At 47.8% G+C, this 21,574-nt stretch carries 16 protein-coding genes; 10 read left to right on the top strand and 6 right to left on the bottom strand.

Annotation, left to right across the window (positions count from 1 at the left end; translation table 11 throughout):
- The first annotated feature begins 47 nt into the window (after positions 1–47).
- The 8 genes from ACXAH1_RS20180 to ACXAH1_RS20145 all read left to right on the top strand — a co-directional run bounded on the left by ACXAH1_RS20180 (position 48) and on the right by ACXAH1_RS20145 (position 9,052).
- The gene (locus ACXAH1_RS20180) at positions 48–1,256 is read left to right on the top strand and encodes a DUF642 domain-containing protein (protein WP_475199106.1); all 1,209 of its coding nucleotides are present in this window, start codon (positions 48–50) and stop codon (positions 1,254–1,256) included.
- 285 nt (positions 1,257–1,541) lie between these two features.
- Entirely contained in the window at positions 1,542–3,026 is a 1,485-nt protein-coding gene (locus ACXAH1_RS20175) for a peptide MFS transporter (RefSeq protein WP_475199104.1), read from the top strand.
- A 435-nt stretch (positions 3,027–3,461) separates the two neighbouring features.
- Positions 3,462–4,508, top strand: a complete 1,047-nt coding sequence (gene hppD, locus ACXAH1_RS20170) for a 4-hydroxyphenylpyruvate dioxygenase (RefSeq protein WP_125719936.1) — start codon at positions 3,462–3,464, stop codon at positions 4,506–4,508.
- A gap of 156 nt (positions 4,509–4,664) precedes the next feature.
- Positions 4,665–5,978 carry a fumarylacetoacetase gene (gene fahA, locus ACXAH1_RS20165; RefSeq protein ID WP_475199100.1) on the top strand — a complete coding sequence of 438 codons (1,314 nt, stop codon included), beginning with the start codon at positions 4,665–4,667 and terminating at the stop codon, positions 5,976–5,978.
- A gap of 128 nt (positions 5,979–6,106) precedes the next feature.
- The gene (locus tag ACXAH1_RS20160; RefSeq protein WP_475199099.1) at positions 6,107–7,213 is read left to right on the top strand and encodes a peptidoglycan DD-metalloendopeptidase family protein; all 1,107 of its coding nucleotides are present in this window, start codon (positions 6,107–6,109) and stop codon (positions 7,211–7,213) included.
- Positions 7,203–7,577: a bactofilin family protein gene (locus tag ACXAH1_RS20155; protein ID WP_475199098.1), complete on the top strand. Its 375-nt coding sequence runs from the start codon at positions 7,203–7,205 to the stop codon at positions 7,575–7,577. The genes ACXAH1_RS20160 and ACXAH1_RS20155 overlap by 11 nt, the downstream gene beginning before the upstream one ends.
- Before the next feature lie 168 nt (positions 7,578–7,745).
- Positions 7,746–8,354 (top strand): outer membrane beta-barrel protein, encoded by a 609-nt coding sequence (locus tag ACXAH1_RS20150; protein WP_475199097.1) that lies wholly within the window; start codon positions 7,746–7,748, stop codon positions 8,352–8,354.
- A 95-nt stretch (positions 8,355–8,449) separates the two neighbouring features.
- Positions 8,450–9,052: an outer membrane beta-barrel protein gene (locus tag ACXAH1_RS20145; RefSeq protein WP_475199095.1), complete on the top strand. Its 603-nt coding sequence runs from the start codon at positions 8,450–8,452 to the stop codon at positions 9,050–9,052.
- Between the two features lie 32 nt (positions 9,053–9,084).
- Here ACXAH1_RS20145 and ACXAH1_RS20140 read toward each other — a convergent pair whose 3' ends face one another.
- Positions 9,085–9,552 (bottom strand): hotdog fold domain-containing protein, encoded by a 468-nt coding sequence (locus ACXAH1_RS20140; protein ID WP_475199092.1) that lies wholly within the window; start codon positions 9,550–9,552, stop codon positions 9,085–9,087.
- 641 nt (positions 9,553–10,193) lie between these two features.
- Between ACXAH1_RS20140 and ACXAH1_RS20135 the strand changes: the two genes are divergently transcribed.
- Positions 10,194–12,206 (top strand): methyl-accepting chemotaxis protein, encoded by a 2,013-nt coding sequence (locus ACXAH1_RS20135; RefSeq protein WP_475199090.1) that lies wholly within the window; start codon positions 10,194–10,196, stop codon positions 12,204–12,206.
- 72 nt (positions 12,207–12,278) lie between these two features.
- On the opposite strand, the gene ACXAH1_RS20130 is transcribed toward ACXAH1_RS20135, so the two are convergent.
- The 3 genes from ACXAH1_RS20130 to imuA are packed head-to-tail and all read right to left on the bottom strand — an operon-like array spanning position 12,279 to position 17,664.
- Complete coding sequence (locus ACXAH1_RS20130) at positions 12,279–15,530, bottom strand: error-prone DNA polymerase (protein WP_475199089.1); 3,252 nt, start codon at positions 15,528–15,530, stop codon at positions 12,279–12,281.
- Complete coding sequence (locus ACXAH1_RS20125; RefSeq protein ID WP_475199087.1) at positions 15,476–16,963, bottom strand: Y-family DNA polymerase; 1,488 nt, start codon at positions 16,961–16,963, stop codon at positions 15,476–15,478. Before ACXAH1_RS20125 ends, ACXAH1_RS20130 begins: the two co-directional genes overlap by 55 nt.
- Positions 16,964–16,968: 5 nt before the next feature.
- Complete coding sequence (imuA, locus tag ACXAH1_RS20120) at positions 16,969–17,664, bottom strand: translesion DNA synthesis-associated protein ImuA (RefSeq protein WP_475199084.1); 696 nt, start codon at positions 17,662–17,664, stop codon at positions 16,969–16,971.
- A 180-nt stretch (positions 17,665–17,844) separates the two neighbouring features.
- Here imuA and ACXAH1_RS20115 point away from each other — a divergent pair, with 180 nt between their 5' ends.
- Positions 17,845–18,558 carry an SOS response-associated peptidase family protein gene (locus ACXAH1_RS20115; protein ID WP_475199083.1) on the top strand — a complete coding sequence of 238 codons (714 nt, stop codon included), beginning with the start codon at positions 17,845–17,847 and terminating at the stop codon, positions 18,556–18,558.
- A 3-nt stretch (positions 18,559–18,561) separates the two neighbouring features.
- Here the strand turns inward: ACXAH1_RS20115 and ACXAH1_RS20110 are convergent, their stop codons facing one another.
- Both ACXAH1_RS20110 and ACXAH1_RS20105 read right to left on the bottom strand, forming a co-directional pair.
- Complete coding sequence (locus tag ACXAH1_RS20110; protein WP_475199081.1) at positions 18,562–20,871, bottom strand: methyl-accepting chemotaxis protein; 2,310 nt, start codon at positions 20,869–20,871, stop codon at positions 18,562–18,564.
- 445 nt (positions 20,872–21,316) lie between these two features.
- On the bottom strand, positions 21,317–21,463 hold the full coding sequence (locus ACXAH1_RS20105; RefSeq protein ID WP_475199079.1) for a hypothetical protein: 147 nt from the start codon (positions 21,461–21,463) through the stop codon (positions 21,317–21,319).
- Between the last annotated feature and the right edge of the window lie 111 nt (positions 21,464–21,574).

The raw sequence follows: 21,574 nt of genomic DNA, 5'->3' as shown, positions 1-21,574 counted from the left end.
GATAACATTTTATTTACACAAATAGAATTTAGCCCTGGAGTATGTCTATGAAATTATCAGTTCTTGCGCTTGGCCTGAGTGCCGCCCTAATCAGCAGCTTTGCTGCAAACGCCGGTGAAAACCTGATCACCAATGGTTCTTTTGAACAGTCAGATGCCGTTAATGGGTCCTGGAGTCTGTTCAGAACTTTGCCCGGCTGGAGCCGCAGCTCCGCTAAGTTTGAAATTCAGACAAACCGCCTTGGCCTTATTCAGGCACAAGATGGTGAGCAATACCTTGAGCTGGACTCAACCCGTAACTACAGCGCATACCAAAGCGTGGCGACGGAAGCTGGCAAACAATATGTCGTAAGTTTTTACTACTCACCTCGTGTTACTAACAATAGCACCACCAATAAAGCAACCGTCTATTGGGACGACCAGGTCATTGCAGAGCTAAATGGTACGCAACGACGCTGGCAACACTACACTATCACGGTAACGGCAAACAGTGACGCAAGTACTTTGAAATTCGTTGGCGCAGGCAACTCAGACTCATACGGTGCACTACTGGACAACGTCTCGGTCACTGCTGACTGTGTTACAGGTTTATTTGGTATCAACAATTACGGCTCATCACAAAGTGGTTATGTGTATCACTTTGATGTTGACGCTGGTCAGTACAGCACTGTGTCAGGGGTAACACACACCGCATCTAACATCGCAAGCAAAGACGGTGTGCTTTATTTCATGGAGCAGACTGACAGCAAGTCTAAAGCTTCTACTTTGTGGGCGCTGGATCTCAATGGCAACCAGCAATATAGCGTAGCTAATGCAACTTCATGGCCTTTATATCGCTCTGCTGTTACACCAGACGGCGTATCTTTGCGCAGCACCAGTAAAACCTACATGTACGACTTTGACATGAACAGCGGTGAAAAAACCGTACTGGGTAAATTGTCTTACTCTGGCGATGATTTCAGCCATGGTGACATCGCGTACTCAGCAGACGGTAACGTCCTTTACGTGTTAACCGGTAAGGCACTGTATACGCTGGATGAAGGTAATATGGAACTGACTAAAATTGGTGAGCACGGTGTTAACTGGGCTTCTGGTCTGGCCATTACCTCCGACGGCAAACTGTACGTCTCTGGTCGCGAAGCAGGTAGCAATGCGCAAATCTGGCAAATGAATCCAGACACAGCCGTTGCAACTTTAGTGATGGAAGGTCCTGAGCATATTAACGACCTGACCTTTGTCGACAACTTCTGCCGATAACCGGAACAATCGCTCTAAATGCACAAAAACCAGCCTGACAGGCTGGTTTTTTTGTATACAAAAAGCGTCCCACCCAGCTGGTAAGGCTTCCCCATCGCCATCCCACTAGGTATACTGACGCGCTTTTAATGAATAGTTAGTCAACACTGACCTAACTTGGAAATCATTTGGGGACTGGCCACCCGTTCAAAGTATGTTTGATATGACTGTCATCTTCAGTACGTTCGACATCGATAATATTAAGGCCAAAACAACACATTGTGATTTTAATCTGGATAAAAACTTATGAGTTCAAATACACAGGCTCCGACCATTTTAGGACATCCTAAAGGGTTATGGATGCTGTTCTCGGCAGAATTCTGGGAACGATTTTGTTATTACGGTATGCGTGCCGTTCTTGCCCCTTATGTCGCTATCGCCTTCTTTGATCACCTTACAGCAGAGGAAGCAGCTAAGCAGGCTAGCTTAACTTATGGTGGTTACACCTCAATGGTGTACATGACAGCTATTTTGGGTGGTTATGTAGCTGACCGGCTGATCGGCTACCAAAGATCGATCATCCTGGGTGGTATCATGATGGCCGTCGGCATGTTTATGCTCATGGCACCCGACCTCACGACCTTTTTATTTGGTCTCGCATTTATCGTAATGGGTAATGGCCTGTTTAAGCCAAACATCTCAACCATTGTAGGCAAGCTCTATGAGCCGGGTGACCCGCGTCGGGATTCAGGCTTTACCATTTTCTATATGGGGATCAACTTAGGAGGCGCACTTGCGCCTATTATCTGTGCCACTATCATTGGTGCTATCTGGGGCTATCAATATGGCTTCCTGGCAGCTGGCATTGGTATGATTTTTGGAGTTATGGTTTTCCAACTACAAAAGTCTTGGTTAAATGGTGTTGGTAAAGCTGAAAATGCAAAAGCGAGCTGGCCACGCTTTGCTGTGGTCGCAGCAAGTGCAGTATTACTGGTTGTACCTGCTTTCTATCTACTCAGTAACAGTGCTTTGCTTGGATACCTGCTTGCCTTTTTAATGTTAGGTTTGATCGCATACTTCTTATATAGTGGTTTCCAGTCGGGCGATAAGAAACAACTACACAGATACATCGCCATGTTGCTGCTCTTTTTGGCTAATACCGTTTTTTGGGCGCTGTTTGAGCAAGCAGGCTCGTCACTAAACTTCTTTGCCAAAGATCATGTCAATCTGGATATCGGCTTCACGACAATTCACTTCACACTGTTTCAATCTGCCAACTCTATATTCATTATTTTGTTTGCGCCTGTTTTAGCTGCACTGTGGCTTAAACTGGATCAACGAGAAGCAAACCCCTCTATTCCTCGTAAATTTGCTTTCGGCCTGCTAGGCGCCGCTTTAGGCTTTTACGTGTTGGTTTTTGCTATTCAGTTTATGCAGGATGCCAGTGGTAAGGTACCAGCTTACATGCTTGCATTGTGTTATCTGATCCACACATTGGGTGAACTATGTCTGTCTCCGATTGGCCTGTCTATGGTAACTAAATTAGCCAAGCCAAAAGAGGTTGGCCTGGCAATGGGTGGCTGGTTCCTGTCTATCGCTATGGCACAATACTTAGCAGGTGTCATCGCATCCATCGCAACCAGTGGTGGAGGTGAATCGGGTCATGCTGTTGGCTCAATTGCACAGTACTCTGACGTATTTATGCAGTTAGTCTGGTTAGGCGTTGGTGGTGCCGTCATTTACTTCCTGGCAGCTCCAGCAATTACACGTCTGATGCACGGCGTACGCTAATCTTTGGCACAAATATTTAGTAGATAAAAACCGCGCGACTATGCGCGGTTTTTTCATTTTCAGCCCTACTTTGTAAACTATTGTGTACATATACATTCGACTTTTGAGCTTCATCAAGTAAAAGTAAAAATTAGCTATTCTCGCTTTTTAAAATCCAGAAGTACAAATAAGAGCATATAATTCATAATATTACATTATTACCTAGCACTTCTTCACCTTCCTTCCCACTATGAATTTTGACGCTTTAAAGAGCAATTTTTGGATGAAAAATTATAAGGGTTATTTTGGTGTTCATATTAGCTAAATTGTCCAACCAGATTTACAAATGCCCCACAGTCTAATTCATGCCGATAGCTTCCCCTTTTGAGCATTTTGATTAATCATCCACAGCACAAAACAAATAGCGATCCAGTGCTTTTAAGCGGGAGTATGACAATGAGTGAAGTAACAAATCCTCTAGGCCTAGTTGGCATTGAGTTTACCGAGTACGCAACACCAGATGCGGACTACATGGAAAAGATTTTTGCCGATTTTGGTTTTTCTAAACTGAAAAAGTTTAAAGACAAAGACATCCTATACTACAACCAGCACGACATTCACTTCCTGCTGAATAAAGAGCGCGGCGGTTTCTCTGCTGAGTTCGCTAAGAGCCACGGTCCGGCTATCTGCTCTATGGGCTGGCGTGTAGAAGACGCGCAAAAAGCGTTCGAAATTGCGGTTGAGCGCGGTGCAAAACCAGCAACTGATTCAACCCATAAAGACTTGCCTTACCCTGCTATCTACGGCATCGGCGACAGCCTGATCTACTTCATCGACGTATTCGGTGATAAAGGTTCTATCTTCGAGCAAGACTTTGTTGATTTGGAAGAGCAAGTGGTTGTTGAGGACAAAGGCTTCCTGCGTATCGACCACCTGACTAACAACGTATACAAAGGCACCATGGAAACATGGGCAAACTTCTATAAAGACGTATTCGGCTTTACTGAAGTCCGTTATTTCGACATCAAAGGTCAGAAGACAGCCCTGTTGTCATACGCACTGAAGTCTCCGTGTGGCACCTTCTCTATTCCAATTAACGAAGGTAAAGACGACAACAACAACCAGATCGATGAGTACCTGGACGAGTACAATGGTCCGGGCGTACAGCACCTGGCATTTTTGACCAACGACCTGGTTGCGTCACTGGATAAACTTGACCAGACTAACATTGCAACATTAGACATTGTTGATCACTACTACGACACCATTTTTGACCGTGTACCTTGGGTTAAAGAAGACCGTGAAAAGATCAAAGAGCACCAGATCCTGGTAGACAGCCAGAGCGAAGATTGCTACCTGCTGCAGATCTTCACTAAGAACCTGTTTGGTCCTATCTTTATCGAGATGATCCAGCGTGTTGACGACGGTGGTTTCGGTGAAGGTAACTTCCAGGCACTGTTCGAGTCTATCGAGCGTGATCAGGAACGCCGCGGCGTGATCTAATTCTCCTTTGAGAGTAGAAATTTAAAAGCAGCTTGGGGCGATGCCTTGTGGCTGCTTTTGCCGTTTAATTTGTCTGAGACTCAGATGTTGCATTGAAAAATCAAAACGCTATCACCACATCTGAGAACAGCCTCAAACTTGCAAAAAGGAAAGACCATGTCTTTTATCAACGAAACGCACGACATTAATCTGAAGAGCTGGGTTGCCAGCGCTAACCAGGCCGGCACCGACTTCCCTATTCAAAACCTGCCTTTTGCCTCATTCCGTCGTAAAGACAGTGCAGAAGAGTTCCGTGGCGGCGTTGCCATTGGCGATCAAGTACTGGATTTAGCAGTGGTTGCCGCAGCGGGTATTTTCAGCGGCGAAGCACAGGACGCGGTTGAAGCGGCGAACGCACCTAAGCTCAATGAGTTTATGGGTATGGGTCAAAATTATTGGTCTGCTCTGCGTCTGGCGTTATCTCGTGCTCTTCGTGAAGGCTCTGAGCATCAGGGCGCATTGGAAGCGGCATTAGTTGCTCAATCCGACGTTGAATATGCACTGCCGTGTCATATTGGCGACTACACAGATTTCTACACCTCAATCTACCATGCTACAGCGGTAGGTAGCTTGTTCCGCCCGGACAACCCTTTGCTGCCTAACTATAAGTGGGTACCAATCGGTTACCACGGCCGTGCTTCATCGATTGACGTGTCAGGTCAAAACTTCCCACGCCCTAAAGGTCAGACTAAAGCGCCAGATGCAGATACACCGTCTTTCGGTCCTTGTAAGCGCTTGGACTACGAACTAGAGCTGGGTATCTACCTGGGTAAAGGGAACGAGTTGGGCGATTCAATCTCGATTGAAGATGCCGAAAGCCATGTGTTCGGTTTCTGTCTGTTCAACGACTGGTCAGCCCGTGATCTGCAAGCCTGGGAATACCAGCCGTTAGGCCCGTTCCTGGCGAAAAACTTTGCCTCTACTGTATCACCGTGGATTGTCACCACAGAAGCGCTGGCGCCGTATCGCACTAACTGGCACCGTAATGAACAAGACCCTCAGCCTCTGGAGTATCTTGAGTCTGCACAAAACCGTGAATCGGGTGCGTTTGATATCCAGATGGACGTGCTACTTGAAACAGCGAAAATGCGTGAAGCCAATGCAGCGCCAAGCAAGCTGTCAGAATCAAGCTTTAAGCACAGCTACTGGACAGTGGCACAAATGGTCACTCACCACACAGTAAACGGCTGTAACTTCCTGCCGGGCGACATGCTGGGTTCAGGTACTCAGTCTGGTCCAGAGCACGAAGAAGCGGGTTCACTGCTTGAGCTGTCTCGTGGCGGTAAAGATACCATCACCCTGGACAATGGTGAAGAGCGTAAGTTCCTAGAAGACGGCGACAAGGTCATTATGCGTGGCTGGTGTGAAGCCAACGGCTTTGCACGTATCGGTTTCGGTTCAGTCGAAGGCACTATCCTGCCAGCGAAGTAATCGCAAACGCAAAAGCTTTTCTATACAAAACAAAGGTGTGCTTAAGTACACCTTTTTTTTGTAAGTAAATACTGGCTTTTTGCATAAAAATTGTTAAAGTGAGTCGTTAATTTAAATTTTTACGTGTTATGTTTCGCTATATCAAACGCCTGATCACATCGCTATTTCAACCTAAACAGCTAATGATGCGCCAGAATGGTCAGGTTAGTATGATGGTTGTGCCCGGCTGGTTGCAATTTATTGCACTGGTGCTGGTTTGTGGTGCTCTTACCTGGTTAGTTATCAGTACATCAGCGTTTTTTAAACAACAAAAAACGGTTAATGCCCTACAGGCTGAACTACAGACTCAACAGCAAGCCTGGGCAAAAGAAAAACAGCTGCTGGCCGAACGTCTGACTGAACAACATACACAGCTTGTCACCTTAAACGAACAGCATACTGTACTCAGTGAAATTGTCGGTGCTCTGCCGACGTCCATCACTGAGCAGACAGACGCAGCGCTATCTCTGCCAGAGAGTACACAACAGAATGATACGCAGCCTGCCGCTGGTGATATCAATGACAGCCATGAATTTGAGGCACACAGCAATGACCTGGATGATGCACAGGCCGCTTTGCTTGAGACATTGCAAACGATTATTTCGGCGCGCCATAACCAGCTAATGGCCGGATTTAACGAAGCCGGCTTATCCCTGACAACGGACAATAACACCGCACAGGGTGGTCCGTATCATCAGGTTGATGCCACGCTGTTAAATGCACACTACACCCGGCTAATAGATGACTCTGTACAACTCAATCAGTTAGAAAACCTATTACATTCAACGCCTAAAATGATGCCGGTTGCGCACGACAAATATTATATTTCCAGCGCTTTTGGCTTTCGTAAAGACCCCATCACTGGCCGTCGCGCCTACCACAAAGGCGTAGATATGGCAGGCTGGCACAAAACCCAGATCATTGCGCCAGCCGATGGTGTGGTGCGCAAAGCCGGTAAAAATGGCGGCTACGGTAAGTTTATTGAAATTCAACATGCCAACGGCATTGTCACGCGTTATGGTCATTTGCACACCATCAAAGTGAAAAAAGGCCAGACGGTCAAGCAGTCAGACGTGATTGCGCTGATGGGCAGCACAGGTCGTAGTACCAGTACGCACTTGCATTATGAGGTGTTACAGGATAAAAAGCATATAAACCCTGTAAAACTGGCAAGAGTGCTCAAACGTGTTCAATAAAAAGAAAAATTCATTTCCTTTCTCGCTTATTTCCCCCGACACCGTAATCACAGGTAACATCCAGTGTGATGGTGAAATTCAGGTTGATGGCAAAGTCGTTGGCGATCTGCAAGTGACTCAGTTGATCATTGGTGAAACGGGTGTTGTCGAGGGTAATATCGTTGCAAACCAGGTTCAGGTACGAGGACAAGTTCAGGGTGGTATCAGCGCCGACAGCGTCACGCTGGAGCCCAGTGCCAGAGTCACCGGGGACATTGAACATGATACGCTATGTATTCAGGCTGGTGCCCATATACAAGGCCAGTTAAACCATCGTGCAGAGCAATCAAACGTCACGCCTCTGGATAAAGCCAGCGAAGGTTGAATAGCGCACCCAAAGCGTATCATCGGTAACATTTATTAACACAAAACATAGACTTAGCCTTTCACTTTTGTATCTGATAGTGATACATTTCACGCATATTATAAAAATAGAACGAGCTCGTTAGGCTCGTTTTTTTAATCCCATACTAAGCAAATAAAAGGATATAAAGTGAAAAAGCATATTTTAGGTCTACTACTCGCTGCCACGTCTTTGGGTTCTCAGGCTACCGAGCTAAGTAAAAGCTACCTGGAAGTAGGATATGGTGAAACGAGCCTGGATGGCGCCCCAAGTGGTTCAGATCCACAAGGTTTTATTTTTGCAGGGAGTTACGAATTTACTAACGGCATTTTCATCGGACTAAAAATCGACCAGCACTCCGATACCCTAAATGTTTTTGATGATTTAATCAGTGACGACTATGACGTTGATGAAACCACCTTTAATCTGGGCTATATATTGCACAAGACCGGCAATGGTCGATTTGCAGCAGGTGCTCAGGTAGGTGAGTTTGAGGTTTCCCTAAACGGCAGAAGTACTTCAATAGACACCCGTCGAGTTTACGGCGAATACGAGCATGCGCTTAGCAAACGTTTCAGCGCATTTGCCCAGGCTGGGTATGAGATGCTGGACTTCCCAACTGCTATTAGTGACGAAAATGGCGTCTACTTCAATGCCGGTCTGCGATTTGACTTTACTGCTCACTCAGGTGTTGTCGTTGAATACACCAACGGTGTGGAGTATGACCAAACGGAAGTAAAATACCGTTATACTTTCTGATTTGAAAAAAGGCCTGCTCATTGCAGGCCTTTAATAGAACGAGCTTGTTAGGCTCGTTTTTTTAATCCCATACTAAGCAAATAAAAGGATATAAAGTGAAGAAGCATATTTTAGGCCTGCTACTGGCTACTGCCTCTTTAGGCTCTCAGGCTGCTGAACTGAGTAAAAGCTTCCTGGAAGTGGGTTATGGTAAGACCAAGCTGGATGGTTCACCGGGTTCAGTTACTCCTCGGGGATTTATGATTGCGGGCAGTTATGAATTTGCCAGCGGTCTCTTTATGGGACTCAAAATCGATCAGCATTCGGACAGCCTGGCATTCTTCGACAATCTTAGTGATGGGGAATACGACGTTGACGAAACGACGTTTAATCTGGGCTACATTCTGCATTCAACGGACAGTGGACGCCTGGCAGTTGGCGCTCAGGTTGGTGAGTTTGAAGTGTCAACTAATCGCTCTAACTCAACCGCAGATACACGTCGCCTTTACGGTGAGTACGAGCACGCCTTCTCCAAACACATTAGCGCCTATGGTCAAGCGGGCTATGAGTTACTGGATAACTCTACAGATGATGACGATGGTGTTTTTGTTAATATCGGCCTGCGCCTGGACCTTACGCAGCGCTCCGCTGCGGTGCTGGAGTACACCAACGGTGTGGAATACACCCAGGCAGAAGTAAAGTATCGCTATACTTTCTGATAGAAAAATGCCCGCTGCTCGCGGGCCAATGACTATTTTTTCGCCGAAATATACATAGTCACATCGGCATGAAATACCTTCACCCCGTCACTGTTGAACACCTCAACCGGGACTATCAGCTCTTCTTTATCCTGCCACTCGCGTGGAAGTGAAATCGTCGCTTCTGCGTGCAGATCAGTATCCGCTTTTTTTAGATATTGTACTGTCATTCCTTTGGGGATCCAGCGATGTGTTTTCGACGGTATACTGGCATCGGTCACCACTCCAGCACATAGTTCAGCGAGGTTACACTGCGCAATCGCATGCACCGTGCCAATATGGTTGTGCACGGCTTTTCTGTTGGGCATTTGCGCCGTGATCCGCCCTTCACTGAGGTGAGTGATCTTAGGTTTAATAGTACCGAAATAAGGCGCTCGCTTGCAGACCGCCTTGCTGAATAGCCAGTTGCCAAAGGGCAACCATTTAAACTTCTTATAGGTTTTTAATAAGGGTGTTGCCATAACGCTTACCTGTTGGATTTAGATAACACCTCACCCTAACACATCTGACCAGTTAGTTCAGCCCCGTTTCACTGTTTTCTTTGTTCCCTTTATACATGAATATCATCAAATTAGAGTGAAAGCCTGGAGAGTGAATATTACCCTTTTTACAACAAAAATCGTGTAAGAGGCATCACCGGGACAGCATGCGTATATCTCTGGCACACCTGATAACTTCGCCTGCCAGGTCAGCACAATACAGATATAAAATATTTCATAACCTGACAGGTAAATACAATAAGTTTTTCTCTATTTGCTCTGATTGGCTGTAAAACCTCACTTCCCCCTTCGCGTTCAACCTTAAATATTTTATAATAAACAAAGATATATGATGAATTTCACGTTATTTAGAGCCGTTCTAATCAGACTACTTTAGCCCTGTTTTTAGAATAAACCAGATATTCTCTTTAACTGGAACAAAATTGGAACGATTCAAAAACAAAATTTTAAAATAATCAGCAAAAAGCAACAAGCCTGCCTATCACTCATACTCTGACTGCAGATAAAACTTGTCATTTTTTGCAATTAACGACTTTAATTATGGACGACAATACAATGAAAAGTACGCCACGGATGACGCCTCTTTCGAACTTGGTGATTCTATGAAACTCAGTAACAAACTCTACTCGGCCTTTGGTGTTCTTATTGTGCTGATGGTGATGTCCAGTACACTCGTCTGGTTTAAAGTTGCAACCGAAACAGCCCGGGCTCAGGAAGTCACAGGCGATGACCTCCCGGGCATGATCCTCTATAGCCGCTTGCTCGACACCGAACACCAGCTCAAAAGTGCAGCGCTCGAATATATGAATGGGGATACCAGTAAGAAGTCCATGTTTAATGAGGTATTTCGAAAGTTCAAGGAAGTACACACCGAGTTATACCGCTATGAATCAGCCAAACAGGCTGACCGGGAAAAAATGGCTCACATTCTCAAAAGCATCACGACTTACCACCAGCGAGTCAATCAGGATGTTTTTGGTCGCTATGATCCCGATGCCTATCAACGTATAAAAACCCGGGTTGACCGCCTTGAGTCGACCACCGGAGAACAGTTAGAGTCTCTGCTAGATAAGCTTAAAGAACAAGAGTTTAACGATGCTATGCAGTCGACCGATTTACAGGAGTCACTCAACGATGACCTGCCGGGTGTCCGTTACTATTTAGAGCTTGTGGATGAAGCCGGCGATATGATAGCCGCGATTATTTCACATACAACGGGTAATGCGAATGCAGAAGCAGACTTTAATGACGATGCCGCCAGCTTTGAAGAATATCTGAACCTTTTGATACCTCTAGAACAAAAACCGAATGAGTTACAGGATATCGCGACCATTAAACGCTTATATAAAGCCATACGCGATGAAGCGGCTACCGTCTTCAGCAGCTATGATCCAACAGCTTTTAAACAGGCAACAGCGACGCTCAGCGAATTGGACAGAAAATACATTCAGGATATAGCAAAGATCCTCGATGTCTCTGCAAAAGAGGAAATCGATGATGCCACTGGTGCACTGGAGCTGTTAGTTGAGGGGCTCAACTCAACCTCTATCGTGATTATTGTGATCACACTGATCGCTGCAATTCTGGGTATGGCCATTGCCTATATTATTAGCAGCTCAATCGTATCCAGACTAAATCAGGTACTGGGAGTCGCTGAACGGATCAGTGCAGGTGATATCTCAGACAGAGACATCGTGCACAAAGGCCAGGACGAAATTGACGGACTGGCCGAAGCCACCAATAAAATGGCTCGCTCTTTGAACGAGCTATTACACTCAATTGCTCAGGTGGTAGATGATGTGCGTACTTCGAGCCATGACATCGCCGAAGCCAATGACCAAATCGCTTCGCGCAGCCGCTCATCGGCCGATCAGTCGACTCAGGTTGCCACCGCCATTGAGGAGATGAGCGCCACAGTCTCAGAGGTTGCGTCACAGAGCCAGGTCGCAGCCAGCCACGCCGACCAGGCGCGTACACTGGCCTCAGGAGGCGGAGATACCGTCGGACAAACCGTCAGTAAAATTAAAACTGCCTCACAAAACGTGCAGAAAACCGCTGAAAATGTGACTCACCTGGGCGAACTGAGTAGTCAGATTGGTAACGTGATTGGCGTGATTGGCAGTATTGCCGAGCAAACCAACCTGCTCGCCTTAAATGCCGCTATTGAGGCTGCACGAGCCGGCGAACAGGGGCGTGGCTTTGCCGTAGTCGCCGATGAAGTCAGAACGCTGGCTGAGCGTACCTCTAAAGCGACGGAGGAAGTGGTTTCTACAGTTCAGTCGATCCAGTCTCAGACGGAACATGCCGTCAGTTCAATGCAAAACAGCGTGTCTCAAGTTGACCAGAGTGTATCTATGGCTGAAGCTGCGGGAGCTCAGCTGGATGACATTGTTCGTGGTGCGTCTGAAATTGCCTCTATGATCCAGTCGATAGCGACTGCAACCGAGGAACAATCAGTCGTGGCTGGTGAAATGGCTCGGGACATTTCTAAAATAGAGCAATCCAGCCAAAGTTCACTGCAGGATACTCAGGTTGCAGCTTTGTCTGCACAGGAGCTCAATAAGCAAGCCGAGCAACTGGCTCAATTGGTTCGTAAATTCAGACTCAGAACTTAATTTTACCTAGGTATTCTGGCGCAGCGCTTTTTGCTGTGCCAGTCTTGAGCTTTGTTTTGGCTGATTTGTAGCTTAATGAAAGTCCCGGGACTTACTGTGCAAGGTGCCCAGGATCTCACTGCGGTCAACCAGCCGACCGGCGATGACGTGGATCACCTCGCCTTCTTTTTCAACAATACCTTTTACTTCCAGCAGTTTAGCACTGAGGTAAGCCTGCTTTTGAGCACGTGCAGTGCCCGCCCATACCACCACATTGATATTGCCGGTGTCATCTTCAAGCGTAAAGAAGGTCACCCCACCCGCAGTGCCCGGCGCCTGTTTACCAGTCACGATCCCTACCACAGTCACCACAGATTTATGCCGACAAGCACTGAGCTGCGCCATGCGAGTAAAACGACCCAGTTTACCGGCCTTATCGAGCAGCGTTACCGGGTGTTGACCCAGAGTGAGACCCAGCGCCGCATAATCTTCCACCAGGTCGTCCATGTCATCTGGCTGAAAAATACAAGATTGCGATTCCGCCAGCGAATGCGTACCGTCAGGCTCCGTGCGTGTGGCAAATAATGGCAAGGCCTGTTCCTGATCCATCAGTGTCCAGCGAGCCGAATAACGGTCGCCCTGTAACGCTTTAAGCGCATTGGCAGACGCCAGACACTCCAGTGCATTACCAGACAACCCGATGCGCTTTAGCTCACCGATATTCTGAAACCCTCTACCCGGGCGAGCAGCCAGTAACTGCTCAGCATTGTCACGTTGTAAGCCTTTTACCAGACGCAACCCAAGTCGAATCGCAAATCGCTGCTGTTGCTGGCAAATATGATGATCGTACTCAGAGGCATTGACACACACAGGCAAAACCTCCACCTGATGACGCCTGGCATCCTGGACCAATTGTGAGGCGCTGTAAAACCCCATTGGCAGACTGTTTAATAGTGCGGTATAGAACATCGCCGGATAATAGTGTTTCAACCAGGCTGATGCATAAGCCAGCACAGCAAACGAGGCGGAGTGACTTTCCGGAAAACCATACTCACCAAAACCACAGATCTGCTCAAAAATACGTTCAGCAAAACTCACTTCATAGCCCCGTGCTTGCATCCCGTTGATCAGCTTTTCTCTAAACTGCATCAACTCACCACTTTTTTTCCACGACGCCATTGCCCGGCGCAATTGATCTGCCTCCCCACCGGAAAAGCCTGCCGCAACCATCGCCAGTTTAATCACCTGCTCCTGAAAGATAGGGACGCCCATTGTGCGAGACAACACAGACTTCACCTCCTCGGAAGGATAAGTCACGGCTTCTTCACCATTACGACGTTTTAAGAAAGGATGCACCATATCCCCCTGAATTGGCCCCGGCCTGACAATGGCAATTTGGATCACTAAATCGTAATAACAGGCGGGTTTTAATCGGGGCAGCATGCTCATTTGTGCGCGGGATTCTATCTGAAATACGCCGACAGTATCTGCCCGCTGAAGCATTTTATATACCTGAGGGTCGTCACCCATCCGGGTTAACTCAGCCAAATCCAGCTGTCTTGATGTGTGCTGTGCGATCAGTGCAAACGTTTTACGAATGGCACTCAGCATACCCAATGCCAGTACATCGACTTTAAGCAGTTTAAGGCTTTCAAGGTCGTCTTTATCCCACTGGATCACTGTGCGCTCTGCCATAGCAGCATTCTCTATGGGTACCAGATCATGCAAAGGGCCAGCAGAGATCACAAAGCCGCCCACATGCTGAGAAAGGTGGCGGGGAAAACCCATGATTTCTTCAACCAGGCTGATGAAGTGCTGCCCTTTCAGTGAATCTGGCTGCAAGCCGAGCTCACTCAACTGAGTTTGCCAGTTTTGACCACGGTCACGACGGTTCACATTGCGGATAAAATAGTCCAGCTGAGTTGCTTCAATTCCCAGCGCTTTCCCGACGTCTCTGACGGCACTCTTAAAGCGGTAGCTGATCACCGTTGCAGCCAGCGCGGCGCGCTTACGGCCATATTTATGGTAAATGTACTGGATCACCTCTTCACGACGTTCATGTTCAAAATCCACATCGATATCTGGCGGCTCGTTACGCTCTTTACTAATAAAACGCTCGAACAACACCGACACCTGGCGTGGATCTACCGCTGTTATCTCCAGGCAGTAACACACCACTGAGTTGGCTGCCGAGCCCCGCCCCTGATATAAAATCGCTTTGCTACGTGCAAAACGTACCAGATCATGAATGGTGAGAAAAAAGTAGGGATAGTCCAGCTCCTCAATCAGTGCCAGCTCTTTAGTTATGATCTCGGCTATCTCTGGCGGCACGCCCTGTGGAAAGCGCTTTTTTTGCCCATGTTTTACTAAATCGCGTAAATGCTGCATCGCCGTTTTTCCTGCGGGCACCAGCTCTGCCGGATACTGATAACGCAAAGAGTCCAGATTAAAATGACAGCGCTTTGCTATGCGTAAAGATTCTGCCAGCCAGGGTGCCTTAAACAGCTTGCTGAGTTTTTCCCGGCTACGCAAGGCGCGTTCGGCATTAACCAATAACCGGCCTTTGACTTGTTCAAGCGGCAGATTAAGCCGAATGGCCGTCAGTGTCTGTTGTAGTCTGAGTCGCTCACTGCTATGCATTAACACACCACCACATGCCGTAATGGGTAACTTATAGCGCGCAGCTAATGTCTCGCAGTGAGCAATAAAACGTTGCTCCTGGTTTACTAAATGGCGCTGCATGCCCACCCAACTACGATGTTTATGATGACGTACCAACCAGGCTCCCCAGTGCTCATCTCGGTCATCTCCTTTAGGTAACCAGATAAGCAGGCAGTGACGTAACGACAGTAAATCCCATTCGGCCAGCTGATAGTGACCTTTTTCAGCACGTCGCCTGGCATTGGTGATCACCCGGCATAACTCACTGTAGGCTGCTTTATCCGGACAAAGTAACACCATGTCCAGTGACTCAAAACGCATCAGGCTGCCCACAACCAGTTGTAAATCAAGTTGCAGCTCCTTAATTAACGTATGCGCCCTCACTACCCCAGCCAAGGAGCATTCATCGGTAATGGCAAGCGCAGTATAAGCGAGAAAATCAGCCTGGCGCACCAGTTCTTCTGGCCTCGATGCGCCCTCTAAAAAAGAGAAGTTAGTTTGACAAAACAGCTCAGCATAACCAGGCAGCCTTTCGCTTCCGGGTGGCTCATCCGTCCCCTGGCCAACCGTCTGTTTTATCCCCGGTGAAGAAACGGGTAAGGCGAACATCGCTGACTTATTCGTTGCCATCAACTGAAAACCCCATGGCAAAACCAGCGCTGCTGACGATCTCGGAACACCCATAACCAGCGCCCCTGTGCATCCTGAGCCACAAAGTAATCTCGTTCAACCTCATGAGCATCCCACCAGCCAGTGCAGATCCGTTCAGGGCCTAAGTGGACATTAATTTTATGCTGTAATGGCTGGATACTCGGCAGTAAAAAGGCGGGTCTGAGATAGCCCATTTCAGGGTATAACGAAGGTACCTTCGGAAAAGGTGTCCCCGACAAAGGTGTCCCCGGCATACTCAGTGGCGTACAGTATCCAGTTGCCAGCTCAGGGCGCAAATCATCACAGGCTGTCAGTCCCTGTACCGCACGCTCACCTAATTTAGCCTGCAACACAGCGACCAGACCAGCAGACGTCATCGTACCGCGTTGCTCGGCAAACAAGTCATGCATCAGTTCATCGGGCTGACACATCTGTGCAACTTTTAGTCCTATTGCCTGTACCGGACCATTGAGCGTCACTGAGCTGAGTTTGAGGTCGCATAAGTTCAGCCACAGATCGGCCCGATCTGTACCTTCTGCACGACCCACTTCAAGCTGTAGGGGTTCAGCATCGCGCTGATACAAGGTCAGTATTAATTGTCTGGCATGTCGATTACGTAACCGTAAAAACTGCTCCTGTTGCACCAACAGTTTAAGCAGCGGTTTATTCAGCCAGTCCAGGTTTTCTATGTCGTACAACAGTGGCAAATAGCGTTCAAACTCTGGCTCTGGTTGATAAAAAGTCACAGGGTGAGGCACTTTCCCGCGCAGCCTGGACACATACTGTACCAGCTCACAATCGAAACGTTTTCCCAGCTCCACCAGAGGCAACGCGAACAGCTCGCCGACAGTTTTAAACCCAACCCGTTGTAGCCGCTCAAGCTGTTTAGCAGGCAGTGATAAGGCCACCAACGGCAGGCCATGTAAGGCTTTTTCAAGCGCTTCGGGGTTCTGATGTGCCAAAGCGCCATGCTGTTTTGCCAGCAACCGGGCGGCCTCCGGGGAGTAGCCAAATGCAAACCGATAGGTAAAGGACTGTGTATCCAGATGTGAGCGCAACGTGCTCAGGTAGTGAGATAAATCCCGGTACATGGCGAGCATACCGCTGACTTTCAGTAATAAGCCCTGAGGCGCAAACAGAGCAATATCTGCCGTGATCAGATACAACCACTGGGCAATTTCACGGATCGTTCGGCTTTCATCGGCTTCATCATAGGGATGTACAACCAGCTCTCGACTGCGGGCCGCGGCGGCCGCCAGTCCCATACCCGTCGATATCCCCAGTTGTGCAGCAGCCTGATCCAGCTGCATCACCCTGTTGTCACGCCCACCGACAATGATGCAGGGCCGAGATAACTCAGTGGTGATACCATCAGGTTCTGTCTCATCCGATTTTTGCGTTTGCTCCGCGATTTTCAGTTTATCGAGCTGAATAGCAGGAAAGTGTAAATACAACCACAAAGTCATTACCACTACCTGCCTGTAGAATACTGCTGTGCAACATCTGGTACTTCCTTGCTCTGAGTATGAAATTGTTCGGTCAGCTCAGGCCAGAGCAGTGACATATCCAGTGCAAATTGGGACTGAGCCCAGCCGCCTTTGCGCTTTTTAACTGTGATACTCAGACCTTTGGTATGTGGGTTAAGTCCCAGGCTTAAAGACACCGGCAAGGTCCCCTCGCCATAGTGTTCACGACGTAAAAGATACAGACACGCCTCGCCAGTCTGAGCTGCCAGCTGCAGACGCTTGACCTGATGCACCTGGAGTGCTCCATGCCATACCAAGACACTGTTGCAGGCGCCGCTTTTCAGGCACTGCTCAGCAGCCCATAGTGCTTCTTGCGGGCACCCTGGGGTGATTTCCAGCAATTTGCCGGTGTCCATTCCGATACGCTGCAAAGCATCGGCATTCAGGCGAGCCGGCGGATTAATGACCGCCGTTAAACCACTTTGTTGCATCAGACTGGGCAATAACAATCTCAGCTCACCAATGCCTAGCTCAGTATGCAAATCCACGACGCCGATTTTAGGAAAGCCACCCTGTAAGAGTTTATCCAGCTCTGTATATCCTGTCGCCGTGAGTTCTTTACTGTGTTGCTGACGTCCAATAAGCCCTGAGCCCTGCCAAACCAAATCCTGACGCTGTAATCGTTCAATTAAATTGCTCATAACACACCTCAACCTGTATATTTATACAGTATAATTACTGTTGACCAAAGTGCAAGCATGCTGTGTGTATCTCGCTGCAGGCAGACCTACTAAACAGCACAGAGAACACATAACGGTTAATCCAGATCAAGCAGTGACAACCAGAGTCAGTTAAAGTAACAGAGACAACAGGAGCGTATTATGTGTGGGCGATTAAATATCACCGATGATCCCTTTGTGATCGAGATATTAGAGGGGCTGGGCATTGCGAACCCGAGAGAAAACATGCACTTTGGCCGCTTCAAAAAAGCAGCGGACAGCATCAGTATTGTGCATGAAGAAAATGGCCAGCGGCAACTCAGTAGCGCAACCTGGTGGCTGTTGCTAGAGCCAAAGCCCGGGCAAGGTTTTAAACCGTCCAAATACACGTCATTTAACAGTCGCTATGACAAACTTCACGTTAAAGGCAGCGCTGCCTATCTGCCATTTCACTACAGCCGCTGTATTATCGTGGTAAAAGGCTTTGGCGAAACCCTTTTCACCAAGAGCAAGCCACAGCATTATTATGATTTTATCGCCCCTGATGGCGCATTATGCTTAGGCGGGTTATATAAAGTGTGGCACCACCCGGACAATGGGCAAAAACACTACTCCTGCTCAGTGATCACCTTGCCTGCACACCCTAAACTACGCCGTTACCACGACAAAGCCAGCCCTTTGATTTTGCCACCTTCGCCTGCCGAGCTCAACGCCTGGCTAGACAGCACACAGCACAATGGCGGTGGCTTTACTCATCTACTGATCCCACATTTATATCAGCGTCTGGCAGTGTTCCAAATAGACAAACCCAGTAGTTACAACCCACTGGGAGAGGTGGCTTATATTGCTAAAGATCCTCTTCGCAACAGACAGTAAAAATCATACCTGATAACGTGCCAGAATATCGTCCAGCTGAACGGCAAGCTTCGCCAGATGTTGTGATCGGTCGTCAATATCCTGGCTACGCCCCAGATTACCATTGGCCTCCTCACTAATGGCACTGATGGCCTGACTGATCTGTGCCACAACCGCCGATTGCTCTTCTGCTGCCGTCGCAACCTGAGTATTCATCGCCACAATCTGCTCAATGGCATCAGACACATCGATCAACGAGTCTTTTGCCCGCTCAGAAGTTTCTGCATTATCAACAGAGCGCTCGCGACTTTGCTGCACGGACTGACGAGCTTCGCCCACTCCACTTTGCAACGCCTTAATCATCTGCTCAATTTCTTCGGTTGCCTGCTGAGTGCGCTGCGCCAGCCCCCGTACTTCATCTGCTACCACAGCAAAACCTCGCCCGGATTCACCAGCCCGAGCAGCCTCAATGGCGGCATTCAGCGCCAGTAAGTTAGTTTGCTCTGCTATGGACTGGATCACATCCAGCACACTTCCTATCTGTTCGCTTTGAGACGACAAGCCATTCATCACATCCCCGACCTTGTCCATTTCTTCAGCCAGCTGCTCTGAGACCTCAGCGCAATGCTCCACTAGTTGATTAGTTTGGCTGGTCAAAGAACTCACCTGGTGGGTCTGTTCTGAAGTATTGAGTGCGCTGCTGGCCACCTCCTGTACCGTATATTGCATTTGTTGCCCGGCCGTAGCCGACTGCTCACAATCCTGCGATTGCTTATTGACACCATCAATGAGGCCTGCCACGCGATCAGAGAGCGCCACTGACATTTCCTTGAGTGTATGAGCGCTGTGTAGCAAGTCAGCGAAATTATGCTGCAACCGCTCAACCAAGCTATTTACTGAACGACTTAAATCACGGATCTCATCATCTCCTTCATCGGGCGCACGCAGTCTGAAGTCGTTATTATCGGCAATGCCACGGATCGCCTTACTGGCAGCAATGACTGGTCGTGTAACACGATTCGCCACATAGAAACCAACCAGACTTGCGATGATCGCAGCCACAGAAACGAACAAAACAGAGGAACTGAGCACGGAATACTTCAGCTCAGAAATCATTGCAAACGCTTCACTTTCATCGATTTCACTCACAATCGCCCAATGTAATCCGTCAATATCCAACGGCGCATAGGCTGATGCCACAGGCACACTCCGATAGTCCGAAAAAATAGCAAAACCACTTTGGCCTGCCAGCGCAGCGCGGGTGCCGGGAGAATCAATTTGGAGTGTACCTATGGTCGTGTGTTTCTGCTCAATGTTATCAACCATGGTTGTATCAACATTGAAGGTTCTGAGCTGCGCGATAAAGCCCCCCGGATCTTCGACAAAAAATCGACTGTTATTCAGCAACAGCTTGCGCTGATTGACCAGATACACCTCACCACTGTCTCCCAGCCCCTGAGCACGCCACTGTCCATCCAGCGTCAACATACGATTAATCTCATCAACAGGTAACTGGAATATCAAAGTACCAAGTAGCGTGCCATCATCAGCCAGAATCGCGGAACTGACAAAGCCAGCAGCAGCATTGTAAGAAGGCAGATAGGGACTAAAATCCACAAAGTGACCCTGGCGTACCTGTTGTGTACGAGCCGCCTCATAGGCCTTTGCCAAACCAGACTCCCGGAACGGCCCAACGGTTAAGGAAGTGGCAAAGTCCAGTTCCTTAAATACGGAGTACACGACATCCCCTTGTGGATTTGTAATAAACACATCGTAAAAGCCAAAACGCGCCTGAAACTCTCGTAACGCTTTGTGATAGCGTCGATGCACCGCACTATAGGTACTATTGTCACCTGCATCCAGAAGCTGATCTTTACTGCCTAACGGGTGGGGATTAGCTGCGATATAGTGGGTTTGTAAAGCCCGGGCCGTGGGGCTCAAACCTGCGAGCAGCCGACTCATACTCAGGCTATCACCGCGATTTTTTTGCTCGTATTGGTGGAGAAACTGGGTACTATAATAACGACTCAGAGCGGGACCTTCATCCGAGGTGGCAAGTGGGTAACTTGTAAATGCCTGGGAAAAAGCCCGACTGGCGTCTATCACCATGGTGGATCCTGCCAGGGTCACGACCTGATCAGAAATCGTTTTAAAATAGCGTTCAACCTGAGTTTGCATCGCGTTGCGACGCGATACCAGGTTATTTTCAATTTCTTTTGTTACGGCGGCCTTTCCTTCCTGATATGCCAGCAAGCCGATAACAAAGCAGGTGATAAGTAAGGGAATTACAGCAAGCAGAACAGCAACGATACTCAAACGGTTTTTTAATTGCACGTAAACTCCTACAGCACAAAGCAGCTCAGTTCCAGGCTGGGGGAACCGGCAAAATGTATACCACAGCCACCCCTGATGTAACCCCTGTATAGCAAGCAGGCGCTTTAACAACATCAGAAGTGGCACATACACCATGTCAGACAATAGCCAGACCCTGCCTTAGTGAACAGGCTGTCATAACTAGCGCATCCTTGACATGAATTAGTTATTAAAATTAATTTGATGCATGAACTAACCTACACCTTTTAATACTTTGATACTAGTAATAAAAGATTGGTTTTTGATGTCAATCAGGTATGACCAATGAAGACGGGCTAAGTTAAGGTGTTAAGAAGCGGAATAAAAATCGGGCCACATCTGTGGCCCGATTAAAAAATGACAGGAGACTTTCTTTACATACTCAAACTTACAAAGTGAGCCATGTAAAAGTCGCCACCCAGTTATTTTAAAACGGCTGGCAAGGCTCTTCTCTGCAGCCACTCAAAGCTGAAGTCGCTGTACCGCCACCTGCAACTTTAATTGTTTCTTTGGCATTGATGTTCATGCTGTCATTCAGGTTTTTAAGTTTTTGTTTTTTCACTGCTAGTTTCATAACGAGTTTCCTTCTGTTTAAATAGATCGGATATACCAATTAAAATAAGCGGTCATTTACTTCGAATAAACACATTGTAGTTAAAGATTAAAGTTACAAAGTGCTAAAACA

The organism is Pseudoalteromonas sp. AWH4_217 (genome assembly GCF_056161105.1).
Note: the sequence above shows the minus strand (reverse complement) of the source record. Positions and strands in the feature narration are given on the sequence as shown.